Origin of the sequence: Aphanizomenon flos-aquae FACHB-1287 (assembly GCF_014698755.1) — a bacterium.
GTDB lineage: Bacteria > Cyanobacteriota > Cyanobacteriia > Cyanobacteriales > Nostocaceae > Dolichospermum > Dolichospermum flosaquae.
Map to the genome: position 1 here is coordinate 16,407 of NZ_JACJTO010000002.1, position 23,523 is coordinate 39,929.

The 23,523-nt window shown below is 38.7% G+C and carries 23 protein-coding genes, 1 tRNA gene and 1 other annotated feature; of the genes, 15 read left to right on the forward strand and 9 right to left on the reverse strand.

The genetic code is table 11. The annotated features are described in order from the left end of the window. Positions 1-22: 22 nt before the first annotated feature. Complete coding sequence (gene gyrA, locus H6G44_RS01085) at positions 23-2,512, reverse strand: DNA gyrase subunit A (RefSeq protein ID WP_190384718.1); 2,490 nt, start codon at positions 2,510-2,512, stop codon at positions 23-25. A 214-nt stretch (positions 2,513-2,726) separates the two neighbouring features. Here gyrA and H6G44_RS01090 point away from each other — a divergent pair, with 214 nt between their 5' ends. Continuing rightward, entirely contained in the window at positions 2,727-3,125 is a 399-nt protein-coding gene (locus H6G44_RS01090; protein ID WP_190384719.1) for a response regulator, read from the forward strand. A 60-nt stretch (positions 3,126-3,185) separates the two neighbouring features. Here the strand turns inward: H6G44_RS01090 and H6G44_RS01095 are convergent, their stop codons facing one another. Both H6G44_RS01095 and H6G44_RS01100 read right to left on the reverse strand, forming a co-directional pair. Next, a complete protein-coding gene (locus H6G44_RS01095; RefSeq protein ID WP_190384720.1) occupies positions 3,186-4,052 on the reverse strand; it encodes a tetratricopeptide repeat protein in 867 nt (288 codons plus the stop codon). Between the two features lie 150 nt (positions 4,053-4,202). Continuing rightward, positions 4,203-5,630, reverse strand: coding sequence for a sensor histidine kinase (locus H6G44_RS01100; protein WP_190384721.1), 1,428 nt, complete (start codon positions 5,628-5,630; stop codon positions 4,203-4,205). A gap of 276 nt (positions 5,631-5,906) precedes the next feature. Between H6G44_RS01100 and ppk1 the strand changes: the two genes are divergently transcribed. Both ppk1 and H6G44_RS01110 read left to right on the forward strand, forming a co-directional pair. Further along, positions 5,907-8,072: a polyphosphate kinase 1 gene (gene ppk1, locus H6G44_RS01105; protein ID WP_190384722.1), complete on the forward strand. Its 2,166-nt coding sequence runs from the start codon at positions 5,907-5,909 to the stop codon at positions 8,070-8,072. 386 nt (positions 8,073-8,458) lie between these two features. After that, positions 8,459-8,875, forward strand: a complete 417-nt coding sequence (locus H6G44_RS01110; RefSeq protein ID WP_190384862.1) for a response regulator — start codon at positions 8,459-8,461, stop codon at positions 8,873-8,875. Between the two features lie 256 nt (positions 8,876-9,131). Here the strand turns inward: H6G44_RS01110 and H6G44_RS01115 are convergent, their stop codons facing one another. Continuing rightward, positions 9,132-9,314 (reverse strand): hypothetical protein, encoded by a 183-nt coding sequence (locus H6G44_RS01115; RefSeq protein WP_190384723.1) that lies wholly within the window; start codon positions 9,312-9,314, stop codon positions 9,132-9,134. 139 nt (positions 9,315-9,453) lie between these two features. On the opposite strand from H6G44_RS01115, the gene H6G44_RS01120 reads away from it, so the two are divergent. The 4 genes from H6G44_RS01120 to H6G44_RS01135 all read left to right on the forward strand — a co-directional run bounded on the left by H6G44_RS01120 (position 9,454) and on the right by H6G44_RS01135 (position 12,858). Next, positions 9,454-9,996, forward strand: coding sequence for a DUF2854 domain-containing protein (locus tag H6G44_RS01120; protein ID WP_190384724.1), 543 nt, complete (start codon positions 9,454-9,456; stop codon positions 9,994-9,996). Between the two features lie 244 nt (positions 9,997-10,240). Then, entirely contained in the window at positions 10,241-11,989 is a 1,749-nt protein-coding gene (locus H6G44_RS01125) for a bifunctional serine/threonine-protein kinase/formylglycine-generating enzyme family protein (RefSeq protein ID WP_190384725.1), read from the forward strand. 285 nt (positions 11,990-12,274) lie between these two features. Further along, positions 12,275-12,511: a DUF433 domain-containing protein gene (locus H6G44_RS01130; RefSeq protein ID WP_190384726.1), complete on the forward strand. Its 237-nt coding sequence runs from the start codon at positions 12,275-12,277 to the stop codon at positions 12,509-12,511. After that, on the forward strand, positions 12,508-12,858 hold the full coding sequence (locus H6G44_RS01135; RefSeq protein WP_190384727.1) for a DUF5615 family PIN-like protein: 351 nt from the start codon (positions 12,508-12,510) through the stop codon (positions 12,856-12,858). The genes H6G44_RS01130 and H6G44_RS01135 overlap by 4 nt, the downstream gene beginning before the upstream one ends. A gap of 152 nt (positions 12,859-13,010) precedes the next feature. Here H6G44_RS01135 and H6G44_RS01140 read toward each other — a convergent pair whose 3' ends face one another. Together H6G44_RS01140 and hflX are read right to left on the reverse strand one after the other, a co-directional pair. Further along, positions 13,011-13,580 (reverse strand): Uma2 family endonuclease, encoded by a 570-nt coding sequence (locus tag H6G44_RS01140; protein WP_190384863.1) that lies wholly within the window; start codon positions 13,578-13,580, stop codon positions 13,011-13,013. 201 nt (positions 13,581-13,781) lie between these two features. After that, entirely contained in the window at positions 13,782-15,518 is a 1,737-nt protein-coding gene (gene hflX, locus H6G44_RS01145; protein WP_190384864.1) for a GTPase HflX, read from the reverse strand. Between the two features lie 200 nt (positions 15,519-15,718). Between hflX and rplS the strand changes: the two genes are divergently transcribed. The 8 genes from rplS to rplL all read left to right on the forward strand — a co-directional run bounded on the left by rplS (position 15,719) and on the right by rplL (position 20,041). After that, positions 15,719-16,081, forward strand: coding sequence for a 50S ribosomal protein L19 (gene rplS, locus H6G44_RS01150; protein WP_190384728.1), 363 nt, complete (start codon positions 15,719-15,721; stop codon positions 16,079-16,081). Positions 16,082-16,230: 149 nt separating this feature from the next. Next, positions 16,231-16,303, forward strand: a tRNA-Trp gene (locus H6G44_RS01155). Positions 16,304-16,484: 181 nt separating this feature from the next. Then, the gene (gene secE / locus H6G44_RS01160) at positions 16,485-16,706 is read left to right on the forward strand and encodes a preprotein translocase subunit SecE (protein WP_015078220.1); all 222 of its coding nucleotides are present in this window, start codon (positions 16,485-16,487) and stop codon (positions 16,704-16,706) included. Then, positions 16,706-17,338 (forward strand): transcription termination/antitermination protein NusG, encoded by a 633-nt coding sequence (gene nusG / locus H6G44_RS01165; protein WP_190384729.1) that lies wholly within the window; start codon positions 16,706-16,708, stop codon positions 17,336-17,338. The genes secE and nusG overlap by 1 nt, the downstream gene beginning before the upstream one ends. Positions 17,339-17,344: 6 nt before the next feature. Further along, positions 17,345-17,770, forward strand: a complete 426-nt coding sequence (rplK, locus tag H6G44_RS01170; RefSeq protein WP_027404878.1) for a 50S ribosomal protein L11 — start codon at positions 17,345-17,347, stop codon at positions 17,768-17,770. 110 nt (positions 17,771-17,880) lie between these two features. Continuing rightward, positions 17,881-18,597, forward strand: a complete 717-nt coding sequence (gene rplA, locus H6G44_RS01175; protein WP_190384730.1) for a 50S ribosomal protein L1 — start codon at positions 17,881-17,883, stop codon at positions 18,595-18,597. Positions 18,598-18,675: 78 nt separating this feature from the next. Continuing rightward, positions 18,676-18,843 (forward strand) — a sequence feature (ribosomal protein L10 leader region). 164 nt (positions 18,844-19,007) lie between these two features. Further along, complete coding sequence (gene rplJ, locus H6G44_RS01180) at positions 19,008-19,577, forward strand: 50S ribosomal protein L10 (protein ID WP_190384731.1); 570 nt, start codon at positions 19,008-19,010, stop codon at positions 19,575-19,577. 74 nt (positions 19,578-19,651) lie between these two features. Further along, positions 19,652-20,041 carry a 50S ribosomal protein L7/L12 gene (rplL, locus tag H6G44_RS01185; protein ID WP_190384732.1) on the forward strand — a complete coding sequence of 130 codons (390 nt, stop codon included), beginning with the start codon at positions 19,652-19,654 and terminating at the stop codon, positions 20,039-20,041. 72 nt (positions 20,042-20,113) lie between these two features. Here rplL and H6G44_RS01190 read toward each other — a convergent pair whose 3' ends face one another. From H6G44_RS01190 to H6G44_RS01200, 3 genes are all read right to left on the reverse strand, one after another. After that, the gene (locus tag H6G44_RS01190; RefSeq protein WP_190384733.1) at positions 20,114-21,658 is read right to left on the reverse strand and encodes an NAD(P)H-hydrate dehydratase; all 1,545 of its coding nucleotides are present in this window, start codon (positions 21,656-21,658) and stop codon (positions 20,114-20,116) included. A gap of 26 nt (positions 21,659-21,684) precedes the next feature. Beyond that, positions 21,685-22,356, reverse strand: a complete 672-nt coding sequence (locus tag H6G44_RS01195; protein ID WP_190384734.1) for a hypothetical protein — start codon at positions 22,354-22,356, stop codon at positions 21,685-21,687. 111 nt (positions 22,357-22,467) lie between these two features. Continuing rightward, positions 22,468-23,457 carry a pentapeptide repeat-containing protein gene (locus tag H6G44_RS01200; RefSeq protein ID WP_190384735.1) on the reverse strand — a complete coding sequence of 330 codons (990 nt, stop codon included), beginning with the start codon at positions 23,455-23,457 and terminating at the stop codon, positions 22,468-22,470. Positions 23,458-23,523 lie beyond the last annotated feature (66 nt).

A 23,523-nucleotide genomic window follows, 5' to 3' on the forward strand; every position in this document is an offset into this window, starting at 1 on the left:
TGGGAGTGGAGTTATTATAACCCTACTCTACCTCCACCACACTGATAATCCTCTCATCCCTGTTAAGTTGACAAATACTTTCACCCTTACTATCTTTGTTGAGATTAGGAACTGCATCTACTGATACGCGAATTACTCGCTCCTTATTTGTCAATAATGCGACCTCTGAACCTGGTTTTGCGGGAACCATAGCCGCTAAATTGTCGGTTTTATTATTAAATTTCAAAACTTGTATGCCTAAATCCCCCCGATTAGCCGCCCGCAACTGATTTGCAGCTATAATTTTGCCATATCCCTCTTCCGTCACCAGCAATAATTGGTGATCTTTGCTGACATTAACACAGCCAACCATTTGCTGATTTTTCAAAAGGCGGAAAGCTTGTAACCCCATTGCAGCCCGACCCATAATTGGTAATTGTTCATCATTACCCGGAAACCTTAACAAACGACCGTTAGAACTGGCTAAAATCAAATGTTCTCCACTGCTCATAAATCGAGTAAAGGCTAATTCATCATCATCTTTAAGTTTCAAAATTGTAATTCCTCGCCGTGAGAGATTCACCAATTCTGATAAAGATAAGCGTTTAATCCTTCCTTTCTTAGTTAATAGAACCATTTCCGACGTTTCGGGTTTTTCTGGTAACAAGAACCGAGTAATAATACCTTCCGTATTCCCCTGAGCCGTACTGGTAAGCATCGTAATCAATGGCGTTCCTCTGGCTGAACGTCCCGTAATTAAGGGAATATCCCCCACCGCAATTGGATAAACTTTACCACCGCTGGTGAGAATTAACAGGTCTTTATGGGTATTAGTTAATGCGGTTTGAATCAGGAAATCATGATCTAGTAGTCCGTTTTCCCCCTTCGGTTTTTTACTGTGGGGAGAAATGCGTCGTACATAACCCCGTTGAGTAACTTCAACAATAGTTTCCTCCAGGGGTTGTTCCGGTTTGGGAGTAAGAATTTCCTCAGTTTTTACTGTTTTTTTAGTCTTATCTTCATCCTGTGAATCTGTATAAACTATTTTTGTACGTCGTGGGTCACCGTATTTCCGTTTAAGATTTCGCAAATCTTTTTTCAAGACCTTGAGTAATTCCCGTCTATCTTCCAGTAATGTCCGCAATAGACTAATTTCCTGGTTAAGTTTATCAAATTCCTGTTGTAAGTTTTGCTGCTCCAAACCAGTAAGACGACGTAATGGCATAGCCAGAATTGCATCTGCTTGTACATCAGTGATATCCAAGCGACTACAAAGTGTCATCTTGGCTGTACTACCATCAGCAGCTTGCCGTAAAATAGCAATAACATCATCTAAATTCAATAGGGCTTTTAACAATCCTGCCAGAATATTTAGCCGATTTTCGGCCTTTCCCAACTCATAACTGTAGCGACGGTTGAGGGTATGTTCTCGGAATTTGAGAAATTCCTCTAAGAGTTGTCGTAAAGTTAATTGGCGGGGTTGTCCCTCAACTATAGCTAAGAGAATCGCCCCAAAAGTCGTTTGTAAAGCCGTTTGGTGATATAAATGCTGGAGCAGTTCCTGGGGGTTGGTATCGCGTTTGAGTTCAATAACCACCCGCATTCCCTCCCTGTCACTCTCATCTCGAATGTCAGAAATTCCCTGTAAACGACCTTGATTAACTAAATCAGCGATTTTTTCAATCCATCCAGCTTTATTGACTTGAAAGGGCAGTTCTGTGACTATTAATGCCGTTCGGCGTTTAGTTCCCCTAGTGGCAGGAATTTCCTCCATTGTGACTATACCTCGCAGGACAATCCCCCCTTTACCAGTGGTATAAGCCTCTTTAATGCCCCCACGATCAACTATTTCCCCACCTGTGGGAAAATCCGGACCAGGAATTAATTGAAATAATTTTTCATCCTTTAAATCTGGGTTGTCAATCAAGGCAATTAAACCATCAACGATTTCTCCCAAATTATGGGGGGGAACATTTGTAGCCATACCTACGGCAATTCCCGCACAACCATTTAGTAACAAAAATGGTAATTGAGCCGGTAATACCGTTGGTTCTTGTTGAGAATTGTCAAAATTGCCCGTAAAATCCACCGTCTCTTCGGCAATTTCCGCCAACATTCCCTCATGTCCCACAGGTGCAAGACGGGTTTCTGTATAACGCATGGCCGCCGGTGGGTCATTATCTACGCTACCAAAGTTACCATGTCCCCCCAGTAAGGGATAACGGCTAGAAAAGTTTTGTACTAATCGAACTAACGCATCATAAACCGATTGATCACCGTGAGGATGATATTTACCGAGAACATCTCCCACCACACGGGCGCATTTTCGATAAGGTCTATCTGGAGTTAAACCTAGTTCGTGCATAGCATATAAAATGCGCCTGTGTACTGGTTTTAAGCCATCGCGGACATCTGGTAAGGCTCGCCCCACAATCACACTCATGGCGTATTCTAGGTATGACCGTTGCATCTCGGTATGCAGGGCGGTGGTGATGACCTGTCCCTTAGAGAGAAGGTTTAACTGTTTTGCCATGAGGTTTTTCTCTGAATTTTCACTACACAACAGCCGCTAGAAAATAACACGCTCTGAAATCACAGCATAACGGATCACAGAAAAATACTCACACAATCTTGATACTCATGAAGATAAAAAGCAGTAGTATTAATCTTGATGTGATCTAAGCTTATGGATTATTAAAAATACAATATGTATTGCTTAAATGTTAGCCCTCTTAATGTAAAATCTCATGAAAATTGTTCTAATTGTCGAAGATGATTTAATTAATGCTCGCGTTTTTGCCAAAATTCTGAGTAAACGCGGGGGTTTGGGGGTAAGACACACGGAAAATGTGGAAGAGGTAATGAAAATTGTCCAATCTCATGAAATTGATCTGATTTTAATGGATGTTTCCCTGTCTCGTAGTGTATATCAAGGTAAGTCTGTTGATGGTATCAAAATTACACAAATGTTAAAATCTGACCCACAAACAGCTTACTTACCAATCATTTTAGTGACAGCACACGCTATGGAAGGTGATCGGGAGAATTTTTTGAACCAAAGTGGCGCTGATGGCTATATTTCTAAGCCTGTAGTTGATCATCAACTGTTTATTGACCAAATTACAGCACTTTTACCATCAGGGTAAGTGGTAGTAATGGCTAATATCTACCCTTGGCAATCTGCTCTCTACCTCCTGCTTTTTTTGTTAAGGTGTTGGTATTTCCTCCTGTGGCTGTAAGGCTAATTTAATTTCCGGTAATTCTAAGAATTTTTTAGTGTCTGCAAGTAAGCGATCGCCCCACAGGTTTTCTTTGAGAAAATCTAAGTTGCCATAACGGGAATCTATACGCAGGGCCGATACTCCCATTTCTAAACTTTTTTGTTTATCCCCGTGATTATAGAATGCTACGGCTAAAGCTAATAAAGGTTCTGCAGCTTTTTTATCAATACTCACTGCTGTTTGCCATTGCTGAATTGCTTCCGTGACATTACCTTGTTCGTATTTGATTAAACCAACATTGTTAATTGCTGGCCAAAACTTTCCATCTTGTTTAACTGCTAAATTGAATTGTGCGATCGCATCTGGGAATTTCTGTAACATCAGGTAAGCATTGCCCAAGTCAAACAACCCGTTAGAATAATTGGGTTTTAATTTCAAACCCTCTTGATAATGGGTAATGGCTGCTTGGTAATCTTTTTTTTGAAATTTGGCTGAACCCAATGCAAATAGCACTTCAGAATTTTTCGGGTTGAGGGTATTGGCTTTGTTCAAGGAGGTAACAGCATCATCAAATTCTTGATTTTGTAAGTATAAACTCCCCAGCAACCACCAAATTTTATCATTTTTTGGCGCTAGTTTGGCAGCTAACCGCGCTCTGAGCAAAGCTGGTTCAACGTGCTGAAACTGAGCTAATTGAGCCGCTTCCTGTGCTAAACCCAAGCCCTGTTTCTCTAACTGAGCATGATCAATTTGCACTATATGGGTAATGAATGCTTGAGCATGAACAGTTTTCGGAATACTCCATAAACTACAGGCAACTAAAAGAGAAATTAACTGAATGTGTTTTGACACACTACCACCTCCTAGTCTAAATATTGGCATCTTATCGCTAACCCCACGTTATCAGATAGCTTAACAAAATCATGAGCATTGGTCATTGTCATTGGTCATTGGTCATTGGTCAGTTGTCAGTGAGTAATTTTCTTTTCCCCCCGACTCCTGTTATCCCTCGGAGGTGGGTGGTAAAATAGGTAGGGTGACTGTGAAAGTAGTACCTTCACCCACCTTGCTGGTTACTTGAATTTGTCCTTGATGGTGTTCTATAATAGCTTGAGCGATCGCTAATCCTAATCCTGAACCACTAGTTGTGGCCTTAGTCATTTTTCCAGTTTTATAGGTTCTTGCTGAATCAACTCGATAAAAGCGGTCAAACAATTTTGGTAGCGCGTCCGCAGGAATACCAATTCCTGTATCAGTAATTTTTATTTGTAAATGAGAATTGGTATAACGCATTCCTGTAACTCGATTTATTCCCTCTATTCTTTCTAATTCCACTTTTATTACTCCCTGTACCGGAGTATATTGCAAAGCATTACCAATCAAATTTGTAAATAATCTCACTAATTGCTCCCAATTACCCATGAGAGTAAACCAGTTTTCTAATAATTCACAGTCAACTACTGTTATGGGAGAATCAACTAAGTTTAAAACCAGATTAATTTGTTTTTCTTTAGCTATAATCTGTTGTTCTTCTACCACTTCCATCAATAAAGCATCAAGAGGACAAGATGACAATAAATTTATGCTAATGCCACTATCTTGTCTAGCCAAGAATAGTAAATCATCAACTAATTTTCCTAGTCTTTGGGCAAGTCTTTCTACTACTTTTAATTGTTGTTTATATTGAACTGTATTTTTTTCTTCTGGGACTAAATCTAAATCAGCTAAGGCAATTTGGACATTAGTTTGAATTAAAGCAATGGGACTTCTTAATTCATGGGAAGCATCAGCAGTAAATTGTTTTAAACGTTGGTAAGATTCTCTTATAGGTTCCATTGCCTTACCAGATAAAAACCAACCACTGGCCGCTACTGACAATATCATCAAACTAGTCCATGAAGCCAAATCAAAAATTAATTCATGGCTAGGTTTTGTTACCTCAAACCAAGGATGACTAACTCGTAAATAGCCTAAAACCTGTTTTCTTTTTTTTATCCTTTTCGTAACTTGTCTCAATAACTGTGCAGGTTCTCCCCATCCTTTCATTCCCTCTATTTGCACAGTTTCGCCTGTAAAATTATGATGAACAGGAATATTTAATTTTTCCGAAAATGTTGACCACAATAATTCACCATCACGACCAAACCACTCTAAATCAATGCGATCATCTTCGGTATTTTCAGAATTATTAGGAAAACTAGCTTCTACATTTACTCGCAGTTGATTCGGTTGAGATTTGATTGGTTCAATTACTAAGGAACGCTCGACAATTTCTGCCACATGATCTAATGTATCGTCAATTCTTTCAATTAATGTATTGTGAACATATAAATACATTCCACTGGCAAATAATAATAGTAAAATCGCCGTTATAGCCGTGTACCAAATCGCTAAACGGCGACGAGTGGCTTGAAATAGATAAGTAGACATAAAATTAATAGGTAATTATTTATAATTTCAGAAAATGAGAGAATATTTAGGGGCAATTGATTCCTGAATTTATTTACCTGGGAAGGAACCAGAGAATGAGGATACTCATCTTTACAAAAATTACACAGAATAGGTACTATCTTACTCTGGCTTGTGCTACATTAAAATCTTCCCGACAGACAAAATAAGCTGATAGCGAAGCGTGGCATTAGCTATGTATGATTTCATGCTTCGGATATGAGGAAACAGCGGACATTGAATCAATTAAGTATGATCATGCCGAAACCAAAAAAGAATGCTCCTTCTATTAATCTCAATGATCCACAATACTACATTAACCGTGAATTAAGTTGGCTAGAATTTAATAACCGGGTATTATATGAAGCTTGTGACCCCAGAACTCCCCTATTGGAAAGGTTAAAATTTTTAGCCATTTTCAGTTCCAATCTGGATGAGTTCTTTATGGTGCGAGTAGCAGGTTTAAAGCAACAAGTAGAAGCTACTGTCAATTTATTAACAACCGATGGCCGGACACCACAAAAACAGTTAGATGATATTCGTCTGCATTTACACCCCCAACTCAAAAAACAGAATACAGAATTTCAGGAAGTTCTTCAACCGCTGTTAAGACAACAGGGAATCTGTATTCTTGATTACATAGAACTAAATCAACAACAGCGAAATTATTTAGATAACTATTTTCAAGAGCAGATTTTTCCGGTACTGACTCCTCTGGCTGTTGATCCTAGTCATCCCTTTCCCCACATTTCTAATCTCAGTTTAAATTTAGCAGTAGTGGTCAAAAATCCCGATACCGAAGAGGAGTTTTTTGCCAGGGTGAAAGTTCCCCAAGTCTTACCCAGATTTTTGCCCTTACCCCCAGAGTTGAGAACTGAAGACAATGGGAAAACTGCTAACTGGTCAGGGATTCCCTTAGAACAAGCGATCGCTCATAACCTAGAATCCCTCTTTCCAGGGATGAGTATCCAAGAATATCACCCCTTCCGAATTACCCGCGATGCTGATTTGGAATTAGAAGAAGACGAAGCAGAAGATTTACTACTAGCTATTGAACAGGAACTTCGCAAACGTCGCATGGGTGGAACGCCTGTCAGATTAGAAATTCGCTCCCAAACCCCTGAATCAATTCGTTCTCGTCTCTTGCAGGATTTAGGATTAACGGAAAATGATATTTATGAAGTTGATGGTCTGTTGGGACTGCGGGATTTAATGTATTTTCTGTTACTGCCATTACCAGACCTCAAAGACCCCCCACGTCAATCTGTTGTTCCTTCCCGCTTGCAACGGTTGAAGGAATCCTGTATTAATCCTGATGTTCCTGAACCGGAAGATGGTAAAGATTTCTTTTCTGTCATTCGAGAAAAAGATTTACTAGTTCATCATCCTTATCAATCCTTTTCTGGTACAGTGGTGCGCTTCATTACTAGTGCTGCCCATGATCCCAATGTCCTGGCCATGAAAATGACTCTTTACCGAACTTCTGGAGACTCACCCATAGTTAATGCTTTAATTGCAGCCGCGGAAAATGGTAAACAAGTTTCCGTATTAGTTGAATTAAAAGCCCGGTTTGATGAAGAGAATAACATTTATTGGGCAAGACGTTTAGAAAGAGTTGGTGTTCATGTTGTCTATGGTTTAGTTGGCTTGAAAACCCATAGCAAAATTGTCTTAGTAGTACGACGGGAAAAAGACAAAATGCGCCGCTATGTACATATTGGCACTGGCAATTATAACCCTAAAACAGCACGACTTTATACAGATTTAGGCTTATTTAGTTGTCGGGAAGAACTAGGTGCAGATTTAACAGATGTGTTTAATTTCTTAACAGGTTACTCTCGCCAAAAATCCTATCGAGAAATCATTGTAGCACCTGTGAATATGCGCGATCGCTTTCTGGAATTAATTAAGCGGGAAATTGAAAATGTCCAAAATGGATTTTCTGGTCGGATTGTTGCTAAAATGAACGCTCTAGTAGACCCACAAATAATTTCCGCACTATACGAAGCCTCCCGCGCGGGAGTACAAATTGACCTAATTATTCGGGGAATCTGTTGTTTGCGACCCGGACTGCTCAATCTCAGTCATAACATTCGAGTTATCAGCATTATTGGCCGTTTTTTAGAACACTCCCGCATATATTACTTCTACAACAATAATCAAGAAGAAATATACATTGGTAGTGCTGATTGGATGCGTCGCAATTTAGATCGTCGTGTTGAAGTAATTACCCCCATTAAAGACCAAGAAATTGCCAAAGATCTACAAGAGATATTAGGAATCATGTTAGCAGATAATCGTCATGCTTGGGAATTACAGCCTGATGGTAATTATATCCAAAGATGTCCTGGTGATAACTGTCCAGAAGCCAATTCTCAAAAAACTATTCTCTCTATGGCTTTACGCACTGCTGGCATTAATTAAACTATTATTAGTTGCAGCAAAGGTGAATAATCATCTCTTTCAATATCCCTGACTTCTTTGATTAATTTTCCCACACAAATCATTAATACTAGAAGTTGGGGAGTTAAACCATAGCTGAATTAACATATTTTGGAGATTATCCACCATAATAATATGCCAGTTTTCTAAGTTGTTTATCCCTTAAACCAGTATTATGCAAAAATATATTTTTTTAATGCTTTTTTTGCATAAAAATCAGCTTTTAATGCCTAAAATTAACCCATAAGATAGAGTGAATTCTTTTACTTCTACTTATAAAATATAAGATATCATACAATTGTGGATTTTATAATTTTCCATCCATCATCATTTTGCAAGTCAGTAAAAACTCCAATTATTTTCCTGGAATGTTAATGTTGTCCCAAGAATCCTGTAAATTGCGTGTTCTTGTAGTTGATGATCATGAACTCACTCGATTAAGCCTACAATTAGTTTTTTCTGTCCAGGAAAATATTCACGTTGTCGGTTTAGCTAGTAATGGTCAAGAAGCTATAGAAATGGTTCAATTGTATCAACCTGATGTGATCATTCTTGATTTACAAATGCCAGTAATGAATGGCTGGTCAGCATCTAATTATATTAAAGCTATATCTCCAAATACTCAGATTTTAGCTTATTCCTCGGTAGATGAATCATCTTTCCAGAACAACAAAAATAAGCATCACTTTGATGAATTTTGCAGAAAAGATATTCCCACAAAAGAACTCATTGCTTTGGTCAAACAGTTAGGGAATACATCTGGATATTCTTCGATACAAATTTAATTAGGTTGGAGTTTTCCATTTTGGGGGAAATGGAACACAATCTAACATCATCAATAATCAAAAAAAATCACAAATTACATCAGATAAAAGGCAATTGACAATTATCAATTACCTTTTTTCGTGTCTAAATTAAGATACAGCAGTTCCCAGTATGATGAAGTACAGATATTAATAATAAAACTTTTGTGGTGCGGGTAAGATGCCCGCACAAAGTGTACCTCACTCAAACTGAAGTTACTGTAATTAACAACTTAGGTTAATTATTTTCTGTTTGGGGAATGGTCCGTTTAAATTCATCAAGTAAATCATCTAATTCTTCCAAAGCTTGATTAACATCAACTCTCAAGGTCCCTAAGTTAGGTTGTTCTAATAAACTCAGCAACCGCTCACGTTGACCTTGAACAGTGCTAATTCGGTCTTTAATTGTCTGAATATCCATTTTTTTGCTTCCAGTTTTGAAACACTTCAAATCTAAAGTTAACGCAAAAAGGAAAAATCTTAATATCCTTTCCCAATCTGCCACCAATCAGGGATGATAATAAAAGATGAAAATAAATTAATTATACTAATCTCAAATTATGCTGGGCGGAATTTCTTTAGGAACAGTTGGTTTAACAATCGGTAGTATACTGACTATCACGGGTTTTATTGCCTATTTTGCGGATAATGCTACCCTCAATCTAGTAGGGTTTTTCTATGGTTTTCCCCTGTTATTGGGAGGTTTAGCCCTCAAAGCTAATGAACTCAAACCCATACCCTTTAGCCAAACTACCACACCCTCAATTTTAGCACTCAGAAAGCAACAAGCAACTGTCACACAGACGAAAATCCGTAAAGATATCACACGCTACTGTTATGGACAAAAATCCCATTTAGACGAAGCTCTAGCTTATCTAGGTTTAAGTCCTGCGGACGAGTCTAGACCAGTAGTGACTGGTTTACGAGAAATTGAAATTAATGGGGCTTATACCCTTATCTTAGAATTTGATTCGCCATTTATTAACTTTGATACTTGGCAACAAAAACAAGAAAAAATGACCAAGTATTTTGGACCTAATGTAGAGATTAGCATGACACAGCCCAGGGAGGATTATATTGAACTCTCTTTGATGAAAACCTAACCTTAAACCCCAGTGAACTCTATACTCTGTATGGGAACGATAGAAGGCCCCGCCTTGATGATATCATTCCCAGTCGGAGACTAGAAGATATTGGACTAACACAAAATTAAGGTTTTCAAACCCACCTGCGTGGGTTTCACCTGTGTAGACGCGGTTTCTAACCACCCATATATGTATGAATTTAGAGTTTTCAACCAACCTGTTAGTATAGTATAAGCATCCCTAGAAATACCCAACAGCTACCATGAGTCAATGTCTTAATCCCACCTGTCTTCATCAAAATTCCCAGGGTACTAGCTTTTGTGAAAAGTGTGGCGGTAAAATCCTTTTAGATAATCGTTATCGTCCCATTAAATTTCTTGGAGAAGGTGGTTTTGGTAGAACATTTCAAGCAATAGATGAAAAAAGATTAAATACACCCTGCGTTATTAAGCAATTTTTACCCCAACAAGTAGGAAGTGCTGCATTAGCCAAAGCTACAGAATTATTTCAACAAGAAGCCCAAAGACTTCAAGAACTAGGAAAACATCCCCAAATACCAGACTTAGAAGCCTTCTTTTCTCAAGATAATCGGCTTTATTTAGTCCAGGAATTTATTGATGGTCAAAACCTTTTTGAAGAATTTCAAACTCAAGGTAAATTAAATGAACCACAAATCAGAACTATCTTAACAGAATTATTGCCAGTTTTACAATTTGTCCATGACAATCAAGTTATTCATCGAGATATAAAACCAGAAAATATTATTAGAAGCAAAATCGGTAAATTATTTTTAATTGATTTTGGCGTTTCTAAAGAAACAAGTAAAACTATTTTAACTAGAGTGGGGACTGTTACAGGTACTCCTGGATACACTCCTCCGGAACAGTTGCGCGGCATAGTTTATCATAGTAGTGATCTCTATAGTTTAGCTGTTACCTGTGTTAGATTATTGACAGGGCATTTTCAAAAAAATGATAGTTCAGACGAATTATTTGATACTAATAAAATGCAGTGGCAATGGCAAAAGTATGTTTCTTTAAGTCAGGAATTAACAACGATATTAGAAAAGATGTTGCAGGATATTCCTGCTCATCGTTATGATTCAGCCAAGGAAGTTTTAGCAGCATTAGCAAATGCAAAAACAAGAGTTATTCCTACTTCACAAATACAAACTTCTCAAAATCCCTTAAAACAAATTTTCCAGTTTATTTCCCTACCAACAAACCCACCGAAACCACCAACAAATATTAACGTAAATATCAATCCTCAATCATCATTTACAGAAGACTTAGGAAATGGTGTCAAATTAGAAATGATAGCCATATCTGGAGGAACTTTTCTCATGGGTTCACCAGAAAATGAATCAGAAAGACGTGATGATGAAAGTCCCCAACATCAAGTTACAGTTCCCAGCTTTTTTATGGGAAAATACCCCTTGACACAGGCACAATATCAGGCTATAATGGGCAGTAATCCCTCTTACTTCAAAGGTAACAACCGCCCGGTCGAACGAGTCATTTGGGATGACGCGGTTACATTCTGTCAAAAGTTGAATCAAAAAACGGGAAAAAACTACAGATTGTCCAGTGAAGCAGAATGGGAGTATGCTTGTAGAGCAGGGACAGAAACGCCATTTTCCTTTGGTGAAAACATCAACCCAGATTTAGTCAATTACGATGGCAATTATCCCTACAAATCCGCCCCAAAAGGTAAATATCGAAAACAAACCACAGATGTAGGAACTTTTCCCCCTAACGCTTTTGGTTTGTACGATATGCACGGGAATGTGTGGGAGTGGTGTCAAGATGACTGGCACAAAAATTATACAAACGCGCCTACAGACGGTAGTGCTTGGAATAATCAAATCGGTAGTAGTTACAAGCTGCTTCGTGGCGGTTCTTGGTACAGCGGTGCTGGTTATTGTCGGTCCGCGGATCGCTTTAGTAATTCCCGCGGCTATCGTTACGAAGACTGCGGTTTTCGGGTCGTGTCTTCGTTCAGGACTTGGTAGCCCTTTATACTCTTATTCTTTTACCCTCTGCCCTTCTTTTTCTTTTCCCTTCTTAATTCCTCCGCCTCTAGCGGAACAATTTTGCAGAAATAACATAGGGCTACTTCACGAATATAGCACACAGATTGTACAAATGGCAATAAGAAGAGAATTATTAAAATACTAATGTAGGGTGTGTTAGCGACAGCATAACGCACTATAATTGCGAGATAGTTAAATCATCTTTATGAGTCAGAGATATATTTATATTATAATTAATTTAGTCTAATCATAATATTTAAAATCATGAATAACCTGGTATTAGAGAGAATAACAATTAACCATGATATTTGTCATGGTAAACCCTGTATTCGTGGATTACGCTATCCTGTAGAAATGATCTTAGAACTTTTGAGTTCAGGAATGAGTATTGATGATATTTTAGGAGATTATGATGATTTAGAATACGAAGATATTTTAGCAGTTCTCACCTTTGCTACTCAACTCACTCAAGTTAAAAGTATTCGACAATTAGTTTCATGAAATTCTTAATTGATGCTCAATTACCAGAACGTATTGCAAATTTATTGAAAAAATTAGGTTATGATGTTGTACACACCAAAAATCTACCTTTACAAAATGCAACTCCAGATTCAGAAATTAACAAATTATCAATCATAGAACAGAGAATTGTTATTACTAAAGATAAAGATTTTTTAGATTCTTTTTTAATCAAAAAAGAGCCTTACAAACTACTATTAATAACAACAGGTAATATTAGTAATAAACAAATTGAGCAAATTTTTATCCAAAATATTTCCCAAATGGTTGAGTTATTTATGAATTATGATTTTTTAGAACTGACTAAAGATAGTTTGATTATTCATTAAGCTTAGATCCCAGACTTGTTTAAGAAGTCGGGGATCTGAAAATTATCAACCACCATCAACAGCGTACTCAATTAATAGAGATAACCGTTGACGCAGAGTTTTTCTTTTCCCTTCTTAAGGGTGAATTATCAGGTTATTATTCCTGATTCAGATTACCCAAAAACAACACCGCGATAAATTTCCGATATCGGTAAATCAACCCCAACAGACTCCAAAGAAATGGATTTTTCTAAATCATTAAAATCACTCAATAACCAACCTTGAGACTGTTTACTATATTTTTCTATAAAAATTTCATCTTGTTCAACTAATAAATATTCACAAAAACTGCTAATTGAACGATACATCCGAAACTTGCTTTGTCGGTCATAATCTGCGGTTGAAGGTGATAATACTTCTACAATTAAAATGGGATTTAAAACTTCATCATTGCGGTTTTCATTTAGTTGCGGTTGATTTGCAAAAACCATTACATCTGGATATACTCCGCGTTGATATTCAGGAATCCATAACCTCAAATCACTATTAATTGGCTCACATTTACTATCGCGCAAAATAAATTTGAGAAATGCAAAAATATTGCCACCTATACGGCTATGATTGATTGATCCTCCTGACATGGGAACAATTTCTCCATGACGATATTCACTGCGTTCTTCAGCTTTTTCTTCAATGGCGCGATATTCATCTAAACTATAACGACGCTCAACAGTAGTAATCATCATCTTATCACCAATTACATTGAAGTCATCATGATTCTAGCAAAACTGGATTATATCTCGTTCCCAGTCTTTGACTGGGAATGCCCCCAAGAGGCTCTGCTTCTGCTATCATTGAGGGCAGAGCCTTCTAAAATTCATTCCCATAGAGAGTATGGGAACGAGAACGGGGACGGGGTAGGCACGGGGGCGCTACCCCTACAATCAACCACCATCAACAGCGTACTGAATAAGCAGTGATAGACGTTGACGTAAAGTTTCCATTCCTAAACGCTGACTAGCAGAAATAAAAATCGCCAAAGGAAACTCCTCCCTCGCTAAAGCCAGGGTTTCGCTACTAACCTGATCAATTTTATTAAAAGCCACTAAAGCAGGTCCCGGTGTAATAGGCATTTGTGCGAGTATGTCCCGAACTGAGCGAATATGACTTAACCAAGCAGGATGAGATAAATCTACTAAATGCAATAAAGCGTCTGCCTCTGTTACCTCCTCCAGAGTAGCACGAAAGGCATCCATTAAAGAAGATGGTAATTCATGAATAAACCCTACAGTATCCGTCATTAAAGTTTCCTGAATCACACCCGTTTCAGCGTGGGGAAGCATTAACCGTCTAGTAGTTGGGTCAAGTGTAGCAAATAATTGATCAGCCGTGTATACTTCCGAGTTGGTAAGGGCATTAAGTAAAGTAGATTTACCAGCATTAGTATAACCTACTAAAGCCACAGAGGGAACTTCTCGGTGTTGTCGCCGTTGACGTAATCTACAACGATGTGCTTGTAATTGATTAACTTCCTGTTGAAGTCGAGAAATGCGTTTTTGAATAGCCCGACGTTCCGTTTCTAGCTTGGTTTCACCAGGTCCCCTAGTACCGATACCACCTCCCAATCTGGACATGGCTTGACCTCTACCAGTGAGTCGTGGTAACATATACTCTAACTGCGCTAATTCTACCTGTAATTTACCAGCACCAGATTGAGCGCGTTGAGCAAAAATATCTAAAATTACTTCGGTACGGTCAACGACTCTCACACCAATTTGCGCTTCTAAATTGCGGACTTGGGAAGGTGAAAGATCACGATCAAATACTACCAAATTAGCACCCAGAGTTTGCGCTGTGAGAGCAACTTCTTGGACTTTACCTTCACCAATCACTGTTTGGGGATGAATACGCGATCGCTTTTGTTGTAAAGTCTGTAATACATCACCCCCCGCCGTATCTACCAACCGTGCCAATTCTGCTATAATATCCTGGAATTGTTGAGGGCTGGTATTATCCGTTAATACTCCTACAATTACCACCCGATCATGATCAGCGTCTACTTCCTGAGCTACATATTCCCGACTAAATTCCGCTTCTAGACTTTCCACCAATTCCAGAAAACCCTGGTCAGCCAAAGCATCTAAACTTAGAGGCGGTGATATATGGGAATATGTATCAGTATTGGGGATACTGGTACTAGCGGATTGAGTCACAACCAATTGTCTGTTATTAGCCACCAGATGTGCTAGATAAGCTTCTTTTACGTATCCAGTGGCACCACCACCACGCTTAGTAAATCCGCCTCCAGTTATATTAAAAACTACTAAAGCATCTAACCTTTGTAAAGCCATTGCTGTCAAGTCCGCTTCATTCGGTGGTTCTGACTTGAGATTAGTAGATAAACAACGAATACCGCTCAAACGTTCAGCACCGTAACGTGGCAGTTCTAGGGGCGGGATTTGGGTTTGACGCGGACTACCTACACCAACACGAATTACTTGGCCGCGACGGTTGATATAAGTACAAATAGGTTGATTAATTTCCGTACTAACTGCTGCAAGACGTTGTGCAAACTCAGATGTAGTAATACAATCCCCTGATATCCGCTGATGGTACAGCCGCTGGAGTTGTTTTAGCTGGCTGGACTTTAAACCTTGAATATTGCCAAAAATAGTCTCTATAGGCGTTTATGACCAGTTACCTGGCTCCCCCTGAATCCTGATACTGTTTATTTTACAACAGGGAACAGGGAAGAGTTTTTTATTCTTAATTTTTAATTTGTTAGGAGTTATCATTGATAATGATTGAAATTTCTAGACTCTCAGGCAATTATAGATTTATAATTAACGATTGTGAGTTTTTTCAAAAAACATAAAAAGTAATGAACGCCCAAGAGATTATTCGCTCAATTGAAGCGGAACAGATGAAATCCAACCTACCCGATATCTATGTCGGGGATACAGTCAAAGTCGGAGTCAAAATCCAAGAAGGTAATAAATTCCGTGTTCAACCTTACGAAGGTGTAGTGATAGCCATGCGGAATGGTGGTATTAACGAAACCATTACAGTTCGTAAAGTTTTCCAAGGTGTGGGTGTAGAAAGAGTATTTTTACTCCATTCTCCCCTGATTGAGACAATTAAAGTTTTACGTCGTGGTAAAGTGAGACGTGCTAAACTCTACTATTTACGCGCCCTAGTTGGTAAAGCGACCCGTATTAAACAAAGATTTGACCGCCCTTTGTGATTCTCAATGGTGAATTAATAGACAAAACCCAGTCTGTAAGCGGCATCTGCCGCTAACTTGCCAAAAGAAAAAAAATAAGTTACAATCAGAATCGAATTGTGTTAAACTGAAAAAAGTTCAACACAATGACTGTAACGAGAAAAGCTTGTGCGCTCTTAGTTCAGTTGGTAGAACGCAGGTCTCCAAAACCTGATGTCGGGGGTTCAAGTCCTCCAGGGCGCGCTCAAAAAGAAAAATATTGCCCGAAGCAATAACGTCACTGCCAAAACGGCAAAAAACGTGAATTATTTCGGGTATAATTTTTTTAAAAGTAGCTTTCCTATTGCCAGTTAATTGAAGCCAAAGCTGTAAACTTGGAAAAATCACAAGGTTAGGCCATTTAATAAACGGGGGTATAACGACTGTGGCCAAAAAAAATGAAGCAGAAATGCCAGAAACCGAAAATGGGTTTAACTTAAACAATTTTTTCCAAGGGACAAAGGAAGAACTTGAGAAAGTCATTTGGCCCAGTCGGAAACAGTTGGTAAGTGAATCAGCCGCTGTGCTATTAATGGTTACACTCTCCGCATCTTTAATATATTTGGTAGATGGATTGTTCGCTTGGGCAGCAAAACAGGTGTTCTGATGACTTATGCAACAGACGAACCACGCAACTCCGAGTTACAGTTAGAGGAAACACTGTTAACAGCGATAAAAGAAGCACGCTGGTATGCAGTGCAAGTAGCCTCTGGCTGTGAGAAACGGGTGAAGACAAACTTAGAGCAACGTATCCAAACTTTTGATGTTGCTGACAAAATCATCCAAGTGGAAATTCCCCACACCCCAACGGTGAAAATCCGTAAGGATGGTAAACGGCTACCTTCAGAAGAAAAGGTTTTCCCTGGTTATGTGCTAGTCCGAATGGTAATGAGTGATGATGCTTGGCAGGTGGTAAGAAACACCTCCCACGTAATTAACTTTGTGGGTGCGGAGCAGAAACGTGGAAGCGGTAGAGGCCGTGGTCACGTGAAGCCAGTTCCCCTGAATCCTTCGGAAGTTGAACGCATATTCAAACAAGCCTTGGAACAAGAGCCAGTAGTCAAAATTGATATGACTACAGGTGATAAGATAGTTGTGCTTTCTGGTCCATTTAAGGATTTTGAAGGCGAAGTGATTGAAGTTTCCCCAGAACGGAGTAAACTGAAGGCTCTACTTTCAATCTTTGGACGAGATACACCAGTAGAATTGGAATTTAATCAGGTTAAAAAACAGAGTTAAATACAAATGGCGAAGAAAGTAGTAGCGGTCATTAAGTTGGCCCTGAATGCTGGGAAAGCCAACCCTGCACCGCCAGTTGGTCCGGCTTTGGGTCAACATGGTGTTAACATCATGATGTTCTGCAAAGAGTACAATGCCAAAACAGCAGACCAAGCTGGGATGGTCATACCTGTAGAAATTTCTGTTTATGAAGATAGAAGTTTTACATTTGTCCTCAAAACCCCACCAGCATCAGTTTTGATTCGCAAGGCAGCGAAGATTGAAAGAGGCTCAAATGAACCTAACAAAAAGAAAGTTGGTAGCATTAGTAGAACGCAATTACGTGAAATTGCTCAAACTAAGCTTCCTGACCTCAACGCCAATGATATTGATGCAGCCATGAATATCGTGGAAGGAACTGCTAAAAATATGGGCGTAACTGTCACAGATTAGGTGACAGGGAACAGGTGACAGGTGACAGTAAATAACAACTGACAACTGAACCATTAACAAAATTTTATCGGGGGAGAAGCACGACTTCGAGATGACCCCAGGAGTAAAAAATGGCAAAAAAAGTATCACGCCGCTTACAGGCGTTGCTAGACAAAGTAGAAGATAGGGATTATGCACCCTTAGAAGCATTGGCTCTGTTAAAAGAAACAGCAACCGCTAAATTTAGTGAGGCGGCCGAAGCTCATGTTCGTTTAGGAATTGATCCTAAATATACAGATCAACAGTTGCGGACAACGGTAGCACTACCTAAAGGGACAGGGCAGATAATTCGGGTAGCAGTTATCGCTAGAGGCGAAAAAGTCACAGAAGCAACTAATGCTGGTGCTGATATAGCTGGTTCAGAAGAACTAATTGACCAGATTCAGAAAGGCTTCATGGAATTTGATAAGCTGATTGCGACACCAGATGTGATGCCACAGGTAGCAAAGCTTGGTAAATTACTGGGGCCTCGTGGTTTGATGCCATCACCTAAGGGTGGAACAGTGACATTTGATATTGCTAGTGCCATTGCTGAATTTAAAGCTGGTAAATTAGAATATCGGGCTGATCGGACTGGGATTGTTCATGTTATGTTTGGTAAGGCTGCTTTTTCTCCTGAAGATTTATTAATAAACCTGAAGGCCTTACAAGAGTCAATTGATCGTAACCGTCCTTCAGGTGCTAAGGGTCGTTATTGGCGGTCATTGTATATATCCTCTACAATGGGTCCATCAATTGCTATTGACATTAGCGCACTACGGGATTTAAAACTCACTGAAGCTGCATAATTTGGCAATGGGTAATTGGTGATAGATGAATATAATCAGCAATGATCAGTAATAATCAATAACTAATCACTAATGACCAAAATTAAATAGATAAAGCCGGAGACAGCAGGTGCTAATAGCTTAATATCCTGCCGAGGTTGTAATTTTAACTACCTAAAGTTTAAGCTGCACAAGCGAAATAACTACGGGATTAAAAATACCACTTTGAAACCCTGGCTAGGTTAGCTAGGGTTAATTGTTTTCGGTAAGTCAGTAAAAAGGTAACTAGTGATAGGTGGTAGGTAACAGACGACAGGTGATAGGTGACAGGAAATAGAGTAAAAACTGACAACTAACCACTGACAACTGACAACTAACCACTGACCACTGACCACTGACCACTAACAACTGACATTGGAGGTGAGACAAGTATGGGAAGAACGTTAGAAAACAAGAAAGAGATAGTAGCTGATCTCAAAGAAAGCTTGAGTAAGTCAACTTTGGCACTGGTAATTGATTATCAGGGGCTAACAGTTGCTGAAATTACAGATTTACGTCGGCAACTCCGTCCTAGTGGTGCTATCTGTAAGGTGACAAAAAACACCTTCATGGGCATTGCAATTAAGGATCAGGAACAATGGCAGCCAATGTCAGAATTACTAAATGGTTCTTCTGCATTTTTGCTAGTTAAAGAAGATTTATCTGCGATTAAAGCTTATCAAGCATTCCAAAAAGCCACCAAGAAAACAGAAATTCGCGGTGGTGTCATGGAAGGTCGTGTCCTGAGTGAAGCTGATGTTAAGGCTCTAGGAGACTTACCATCTAAGGAACAACTCATGGGTCAAATTGCTGGTGCTATCAACGCTGTGGCTACCAAGCTGGCCGTTGGTATCAACGAAGTTCCCAGTTCCTTGGCTCGCGCTTTGCAAGCTATCGCTGAAAAAGAAAATAGCGTTAGTTCTGAAAGTGCTGCTGAGTTAGCGGTAGTCAGTGAAGATTAATCACTGACAAATAACAACTAACCCTCACGGGTTCTTTCAACTGACAAATCAAAAATTCTTTAGGAGTTATATCCATGTCTGCTGCAACCGAACAAATTTTAGAACAATTGAAATCTTTGACTTTATTAGAAGCTTCTGAATTGGTAAAACAAATCGAAGAGGCTTTTGGTGTTAGTGCTGCTGCTCCTGCTGGTGGTATGATGATGATGGCTCCTGGCGCTGGTGCTGCTGCTGAAGAAGTAGTAGAAAAGACCGAATTTGATGCAATTTTGGATTCTGTACCAGCAGATAAGAAGATTGCTGTTCTGAAAATCGTCCGCGAAATCACAGGTTTAGGTCTAAAAGAAGCTAAAGACTTGGTAGAAGCTGCTCCTAAAGCTGTTAAAGAAGCTGTAACCAAGGAAGCTGCTGAGGATATCAAGAAGCGGATTGAAGAAGCTGGTGGTAAGGTAACAGTTAAGTAATTGTTCTTTGGTGATTGGTGATTGGTGATTGGTGATTGGAAAGAATTTTTACCCAGTCCCCAGTCCCCATTATCATCGCTTTAAAACCGGAAGTAAATATTGTGTGAGTGTAAAAGCATCAACTCCCAATTCTGTTCTTGTTTCTGCTGCTAAAATTCCGGCTTGGGAATGCCACCAAGTCGCAGTTGCTACTATATCTTCTATAACAGTTTCTTTATTGATAATTTGCGCTAATAGTCCACTTAATAAACCAGTTAATACATCACCACTGCCTCCACGGGCTAAGGCTGGGGTACTTTCGGGATTTATCCAAACACCACCTTGAGGATTAGATATGGCTGTTCTTGCCCCTTTTAATAGGACTACAGCCCCACTTTCTTGGGCTGCTATTTGCACGGCTTTGATTCTATTTGTGTAAGAAATATTCGGAAATAACCGCTGAAATTCTCCTGTGTGGGGTGTGAGAACGGTGGCTGATTTTCGTGGTTTTAAGGTGGGGATTGTGCCTAATTGTGCCAAAATATTTAAAGCATCAGCATCAAGAATTAGAGGACATTCACATTTAATTATTTCGGGAATAAGGGAAATACTATCTTTAGTTAAACCAGGTCCGCAAGCAATTGTCGTAAATGAATTTAAATCTATAAGGTGCATTTCGCTGTCGCTACCACACCCTACAAATGGTAAATTAGCGATTGCTCCTGTTTCGGTTTCAGGACAACCGATAATTAAAGCTTCTGGTAAATGGGAAACTAACAACATTTTCAGAGATTCTGGTACAGCAATTGATAACATTCCCACACCAGAAGCTCGTGCACCTAAACCCGTTAAAATTGCTCCACCTGCGTAACGTTTAGAACCACAAATTAATAATAAATGTCCTTGTTTATATTTGTGGGTAATGAGGGGACGAGGTAAGGGTAAAGTAGATAATGCTGTTGTTTTAGTAATGCGTTTGATTTGGGGATTATTGCCTAAAACAGCATGAATATCTGCTAAGGAAATATCAAAATCAATTAATTCGGCTTTACCAACATAAGGTAATGCTTGTTCTTGTAATAAACCTTGTTTCCATAAACCTAAGCAAAATGTATAATTTGCCTGAATAGCTGTTCCTAAAACTTCCCCTGTATCTGTATGTAAACCCGAAGGGATATCAATACTAATAATGGGCTGATTTTTGCTATTAAAATAATTAATTGCAGTAGCAATAGAATCAGTAATTTTTCTTTCTAGTCCAAACCCAAATAAACCATCAATTAAAAAATCACAATTTGGTATTTGGGAAATTTCTTGATAACAGGTAATTCCTAAATTTTGTGCATATTGAAAATGTTGAGAAGTTAATTCTTTCAACTGGGAAAAAGGTTGATAAATCCAAACTTGATACCCGCGAAAATGCAATTCACGAGCTACTACTAAGGCATCTCCTCCATTATGACCCGGTCCTGCTAGAATTCCTACACATTGTCCTGGGGAAATAATAGCCTGTAAGCGTTGGGAAATTAATCCCGCTACTTTTTCCATTAAAGCAGCTACAGGCATTCCCGCTGCAAATATCCTGGTTTCAATATCCCGCATTTGGGCTGCGGTAACAACAAATTGTTCTTTAGTCATTTGTTAGTTGTTAGTTGTCAATTACCTTATTTTCCATAGTAAACTCTAGCATTACCGTAACCTGAATCTTTCAAATAGCCATTCCATTGTTCTGCTTCTAAGCGATCTCTAAAGGGTCCTACAGCTATGTGTGTTCCTATTGGTTGAGTTCTCCTAATGACATTAATACTTGTGCCGACTTTTTGGCGAATATCTGTAGCGAAAGAAGATAAATTATTAGCACTACTAGGAATAACTACATAATAAAAATCTGTTTTTTCCTGATTATTATAGGAACGCTGATCAGATGTTACATCTACATTTGCAGAATTGACAATGCGAGCACCGGGAATACCATGCAATTCTAATTCCTTAATCCGTAGTTGGGCATTATATAGTTCATTAAAAACCCCAGATTGGATAATATTACGTCCGTTATAATTGCGGATATAGGCATCAGGTTCAATTTGGCGAACTTCGTATAAAATTTGGTTATTACTACTATCAATGTAAACAAAATACCGCTCAAATTTTTGGTTATGTTGACTATATTTTTTACCTGAAAATTGATTAAATTCTCCTTGTTGTAACTGCGGTAATTGTTGCTGATTGATAGATATTTGAGCCTGAACAGGAATATATTCACACGCGAGAGTCCAACTTACCAGCAAGGAAAATATGGGTAAATATGTCAAGCAACTGACTTTTAAAGTAGGCATATTTTTTAACAGTTTTTGCAAAGGTTTTTAGGTTAATTTTCATGGGATGAAATAATTAAAAATATCATTTAAATGACAAGATTAATTAATCATCCAAATTTACTACCGATTTTAGTAAATTGTGCCGTCAGGCATTACCGCTTCATATAAATTTGCACCTATTAGATTAGCCGTACTAATTTCCGCTCTGAGCAGGTTTACCTGAGTTAAATTAGCATTAGTTAAGTCTGTCATGGCAAGACAAGCATCTATTAAGTTTGCTTCAGTTAAATTAGCTTCGCGTAAATTAGCCCGACTCAAATTAACTTTACTTAGTCTAGCAAAACTAAGATCGACTCGATTCATTTTGGCTTTAATCAGTATAGCTTCTGGCATAATTGCACCGTGCAAATTTGCACCTATTAATTCAGCTTCACTCAAATTTGATTCTTTTAGTTTAGCATTTATCAGGTTAGCACCATTCAAATTAGCACCTTGTAAATTAGTCTGGGTTAAAGTAGCACCTTCTAAAATTGCTCCACTTAGATCTGCACCACTTAGATCTGCACCACGCAGCATACTCTCACTTAAGTTAGCACCACTCAGATTCACCCTAGCTAAATCTGCACCTGTCAAATTAGCACCGCGTAAGTCCGCTTTATACAGGTTAGCAGCCCGGAGAGTAGTAGAATGGAATCCCTGTTCTTTTCGCAGATTAGCACCACGTAGGCACGAACCTGTTAAGTTAGCACCAGATAAATCAGCACCACGCAGATCAGCACCCATTAAGTTAGTATCCAGCAGATCTGCCCAAGTTAAATCAGCATTTCGCAAATTAGCATTCTGTAAGGTTGCACCGTGTAAATTAGCATTATTTAAGTTGGCACTTTCCAAACTAGCTTGTGTTAGGTTCGCACCAGAGAGATTCGCACGAGTTAAATTTGCATGATTGAGAATAGCCTGACTTAGATAGGTAAAAGCTAGAATAGCATAAGACAAATTTGCTTTATTTAAACCTATACCAATTAAATCTGCATTTAATAGATTTACTCCATTTAAATTGGCATTAATAAGTTTCGTCTCACCATTTGCATATCTTGTTAGAATTTCTTTAGCATCCATGATTTTTTCTTAAGTGAATAACTGTTAAGTAGTTTAAGTAGGTCGGCATTAAAAATTGTCGTTATG

Coding starts and splice junctions, on each gene's coding strand:
- gyrA (WP_190384718.1), bottom strand. CDS start 2,512: ATGGCAAAACAGTTAAACCTTCTCTCTAAGGGACAGGTCATCACCACC.
- H6G44_RS01090 (WP_190384719.1), top strand. CDS start 2,727: ATGAAAATTGTTCTAATTGTCGAAGATGATTTAATTAATGCTCGCGTT.
- H6G44_RS01100 (WP_190384721.1), bottom strand. CDS start 5,630: ATGTCTACTTATCTATTTCAAGCCACTCGTCGCCGTTTAGCGATTTGG.
- ppk1 (WP_190384722.1), top strand. CDS start 5,907: ATGCCGAAACCAAAAAAGAATGCTCCTTCTATTAATCTCAATGATCCA.
- H6G44_RS01110 (WP_190384862.1), top strand. CDS start 8,459: ATGTTAATGTTGTCCCAAGAATCCTGTAAATTGCGTGTTCTTGTAGTT.
- H6G44_RS01115 (WP_190384723.1), bottom strand. CDS start 9,314: ATGGATATTCAGACAATTAAAGACCGAATTAGCACTGTTCAAGGTCAA.
- H6G44_RS01120 (WP_190384724.1), top strand. CDS start 9,454: ATGCTGGGCGGAATTTCTTTAGGAACAGTTGGTTTAACAATCGGTAGT.
- H6G44_RS01125 (WP_190384725.1), top strand. CDS start 10,241: ATGAGTCAATGTCTTAATCCCACCTGTCTTCATCAAAATTCCCAGGGT.
- H6G44_RS01130 (WP_190384726.1), top strand. CDS start 12,275: ATGAATAACCTGGTATTAGAGAGAATAACAATTAACCATGATATTTGT.
- H6G44_RS01135 (WP_190384727.1), top strand. CDS start 12,508: ATGAAATTCTTAATTGATGCTCAATTACCAGAACGTATTGCAAATTTA.
- H6G44_RS01140 (WP_190384863.1), bottom strand. CDS start 13,580: ATGATTACTACTGTTGAGCGTCGTTATAGTTTAGATGAATATCGCGCC.
- rplS (WP_190384728.1), top strand. CDS start 15,719: ATGAACGCCCAAGAGATTATTCGCTCAATTGAAGCGGAACAGATGAAA.
- nusG (WP_190384729.1), top strand. CDS start 16,706: ATGACTTATGCAACAGACGAACCACGCAACTCCGAGTTACAGTTAGAG.
- rplK (WP_027404878.1), top strand. CDS start 17,345: ATGGCGAAGAAAGTAGTAGCGGTCATTAAGTTGGCCCTGAATGCTGGG.
- rplA (WP_190384730.1), top strand. CDS start 17,881: ATGGCAAAAAAAGTATCACGCCGCTTACAGGCGTTGCTAGACAAAGTA.
- rplJ (WP_190384731.1), top strand. CDS start 19,008: ATGGGAAGAACGTTAGAAAACAAGAAAGAGATAGTAGCTGATCTCAAA.
- rplL (WP_190384732.1), top strand. CDS start 19,652: ATGTCTGCTGCAACCGAACAAATTTTAGAACAATTGAAATCTTTGACT.
- H6G44_RS01190 (WP_190384733.1), bottom strand. CDS start 21,658: ATGACTAAAGAACAATTTGTTGTTACCGCAGCCCAAATGCGGGATATT.
- H6G44_RS01195 (WP_190384734.1), bottom strand. CDS start 22,356: ATGCCTACTTTAAAAGTCAGTTGCTTGACATATTTACCCATATTTTCC.
- H6G44_RS01200 (WP_190384735.1), bottom strand. CDS start 23,457: ATGGATGCTAAAGAAATTCTAACAAGATATGCAAATGGTGAGACGAAA.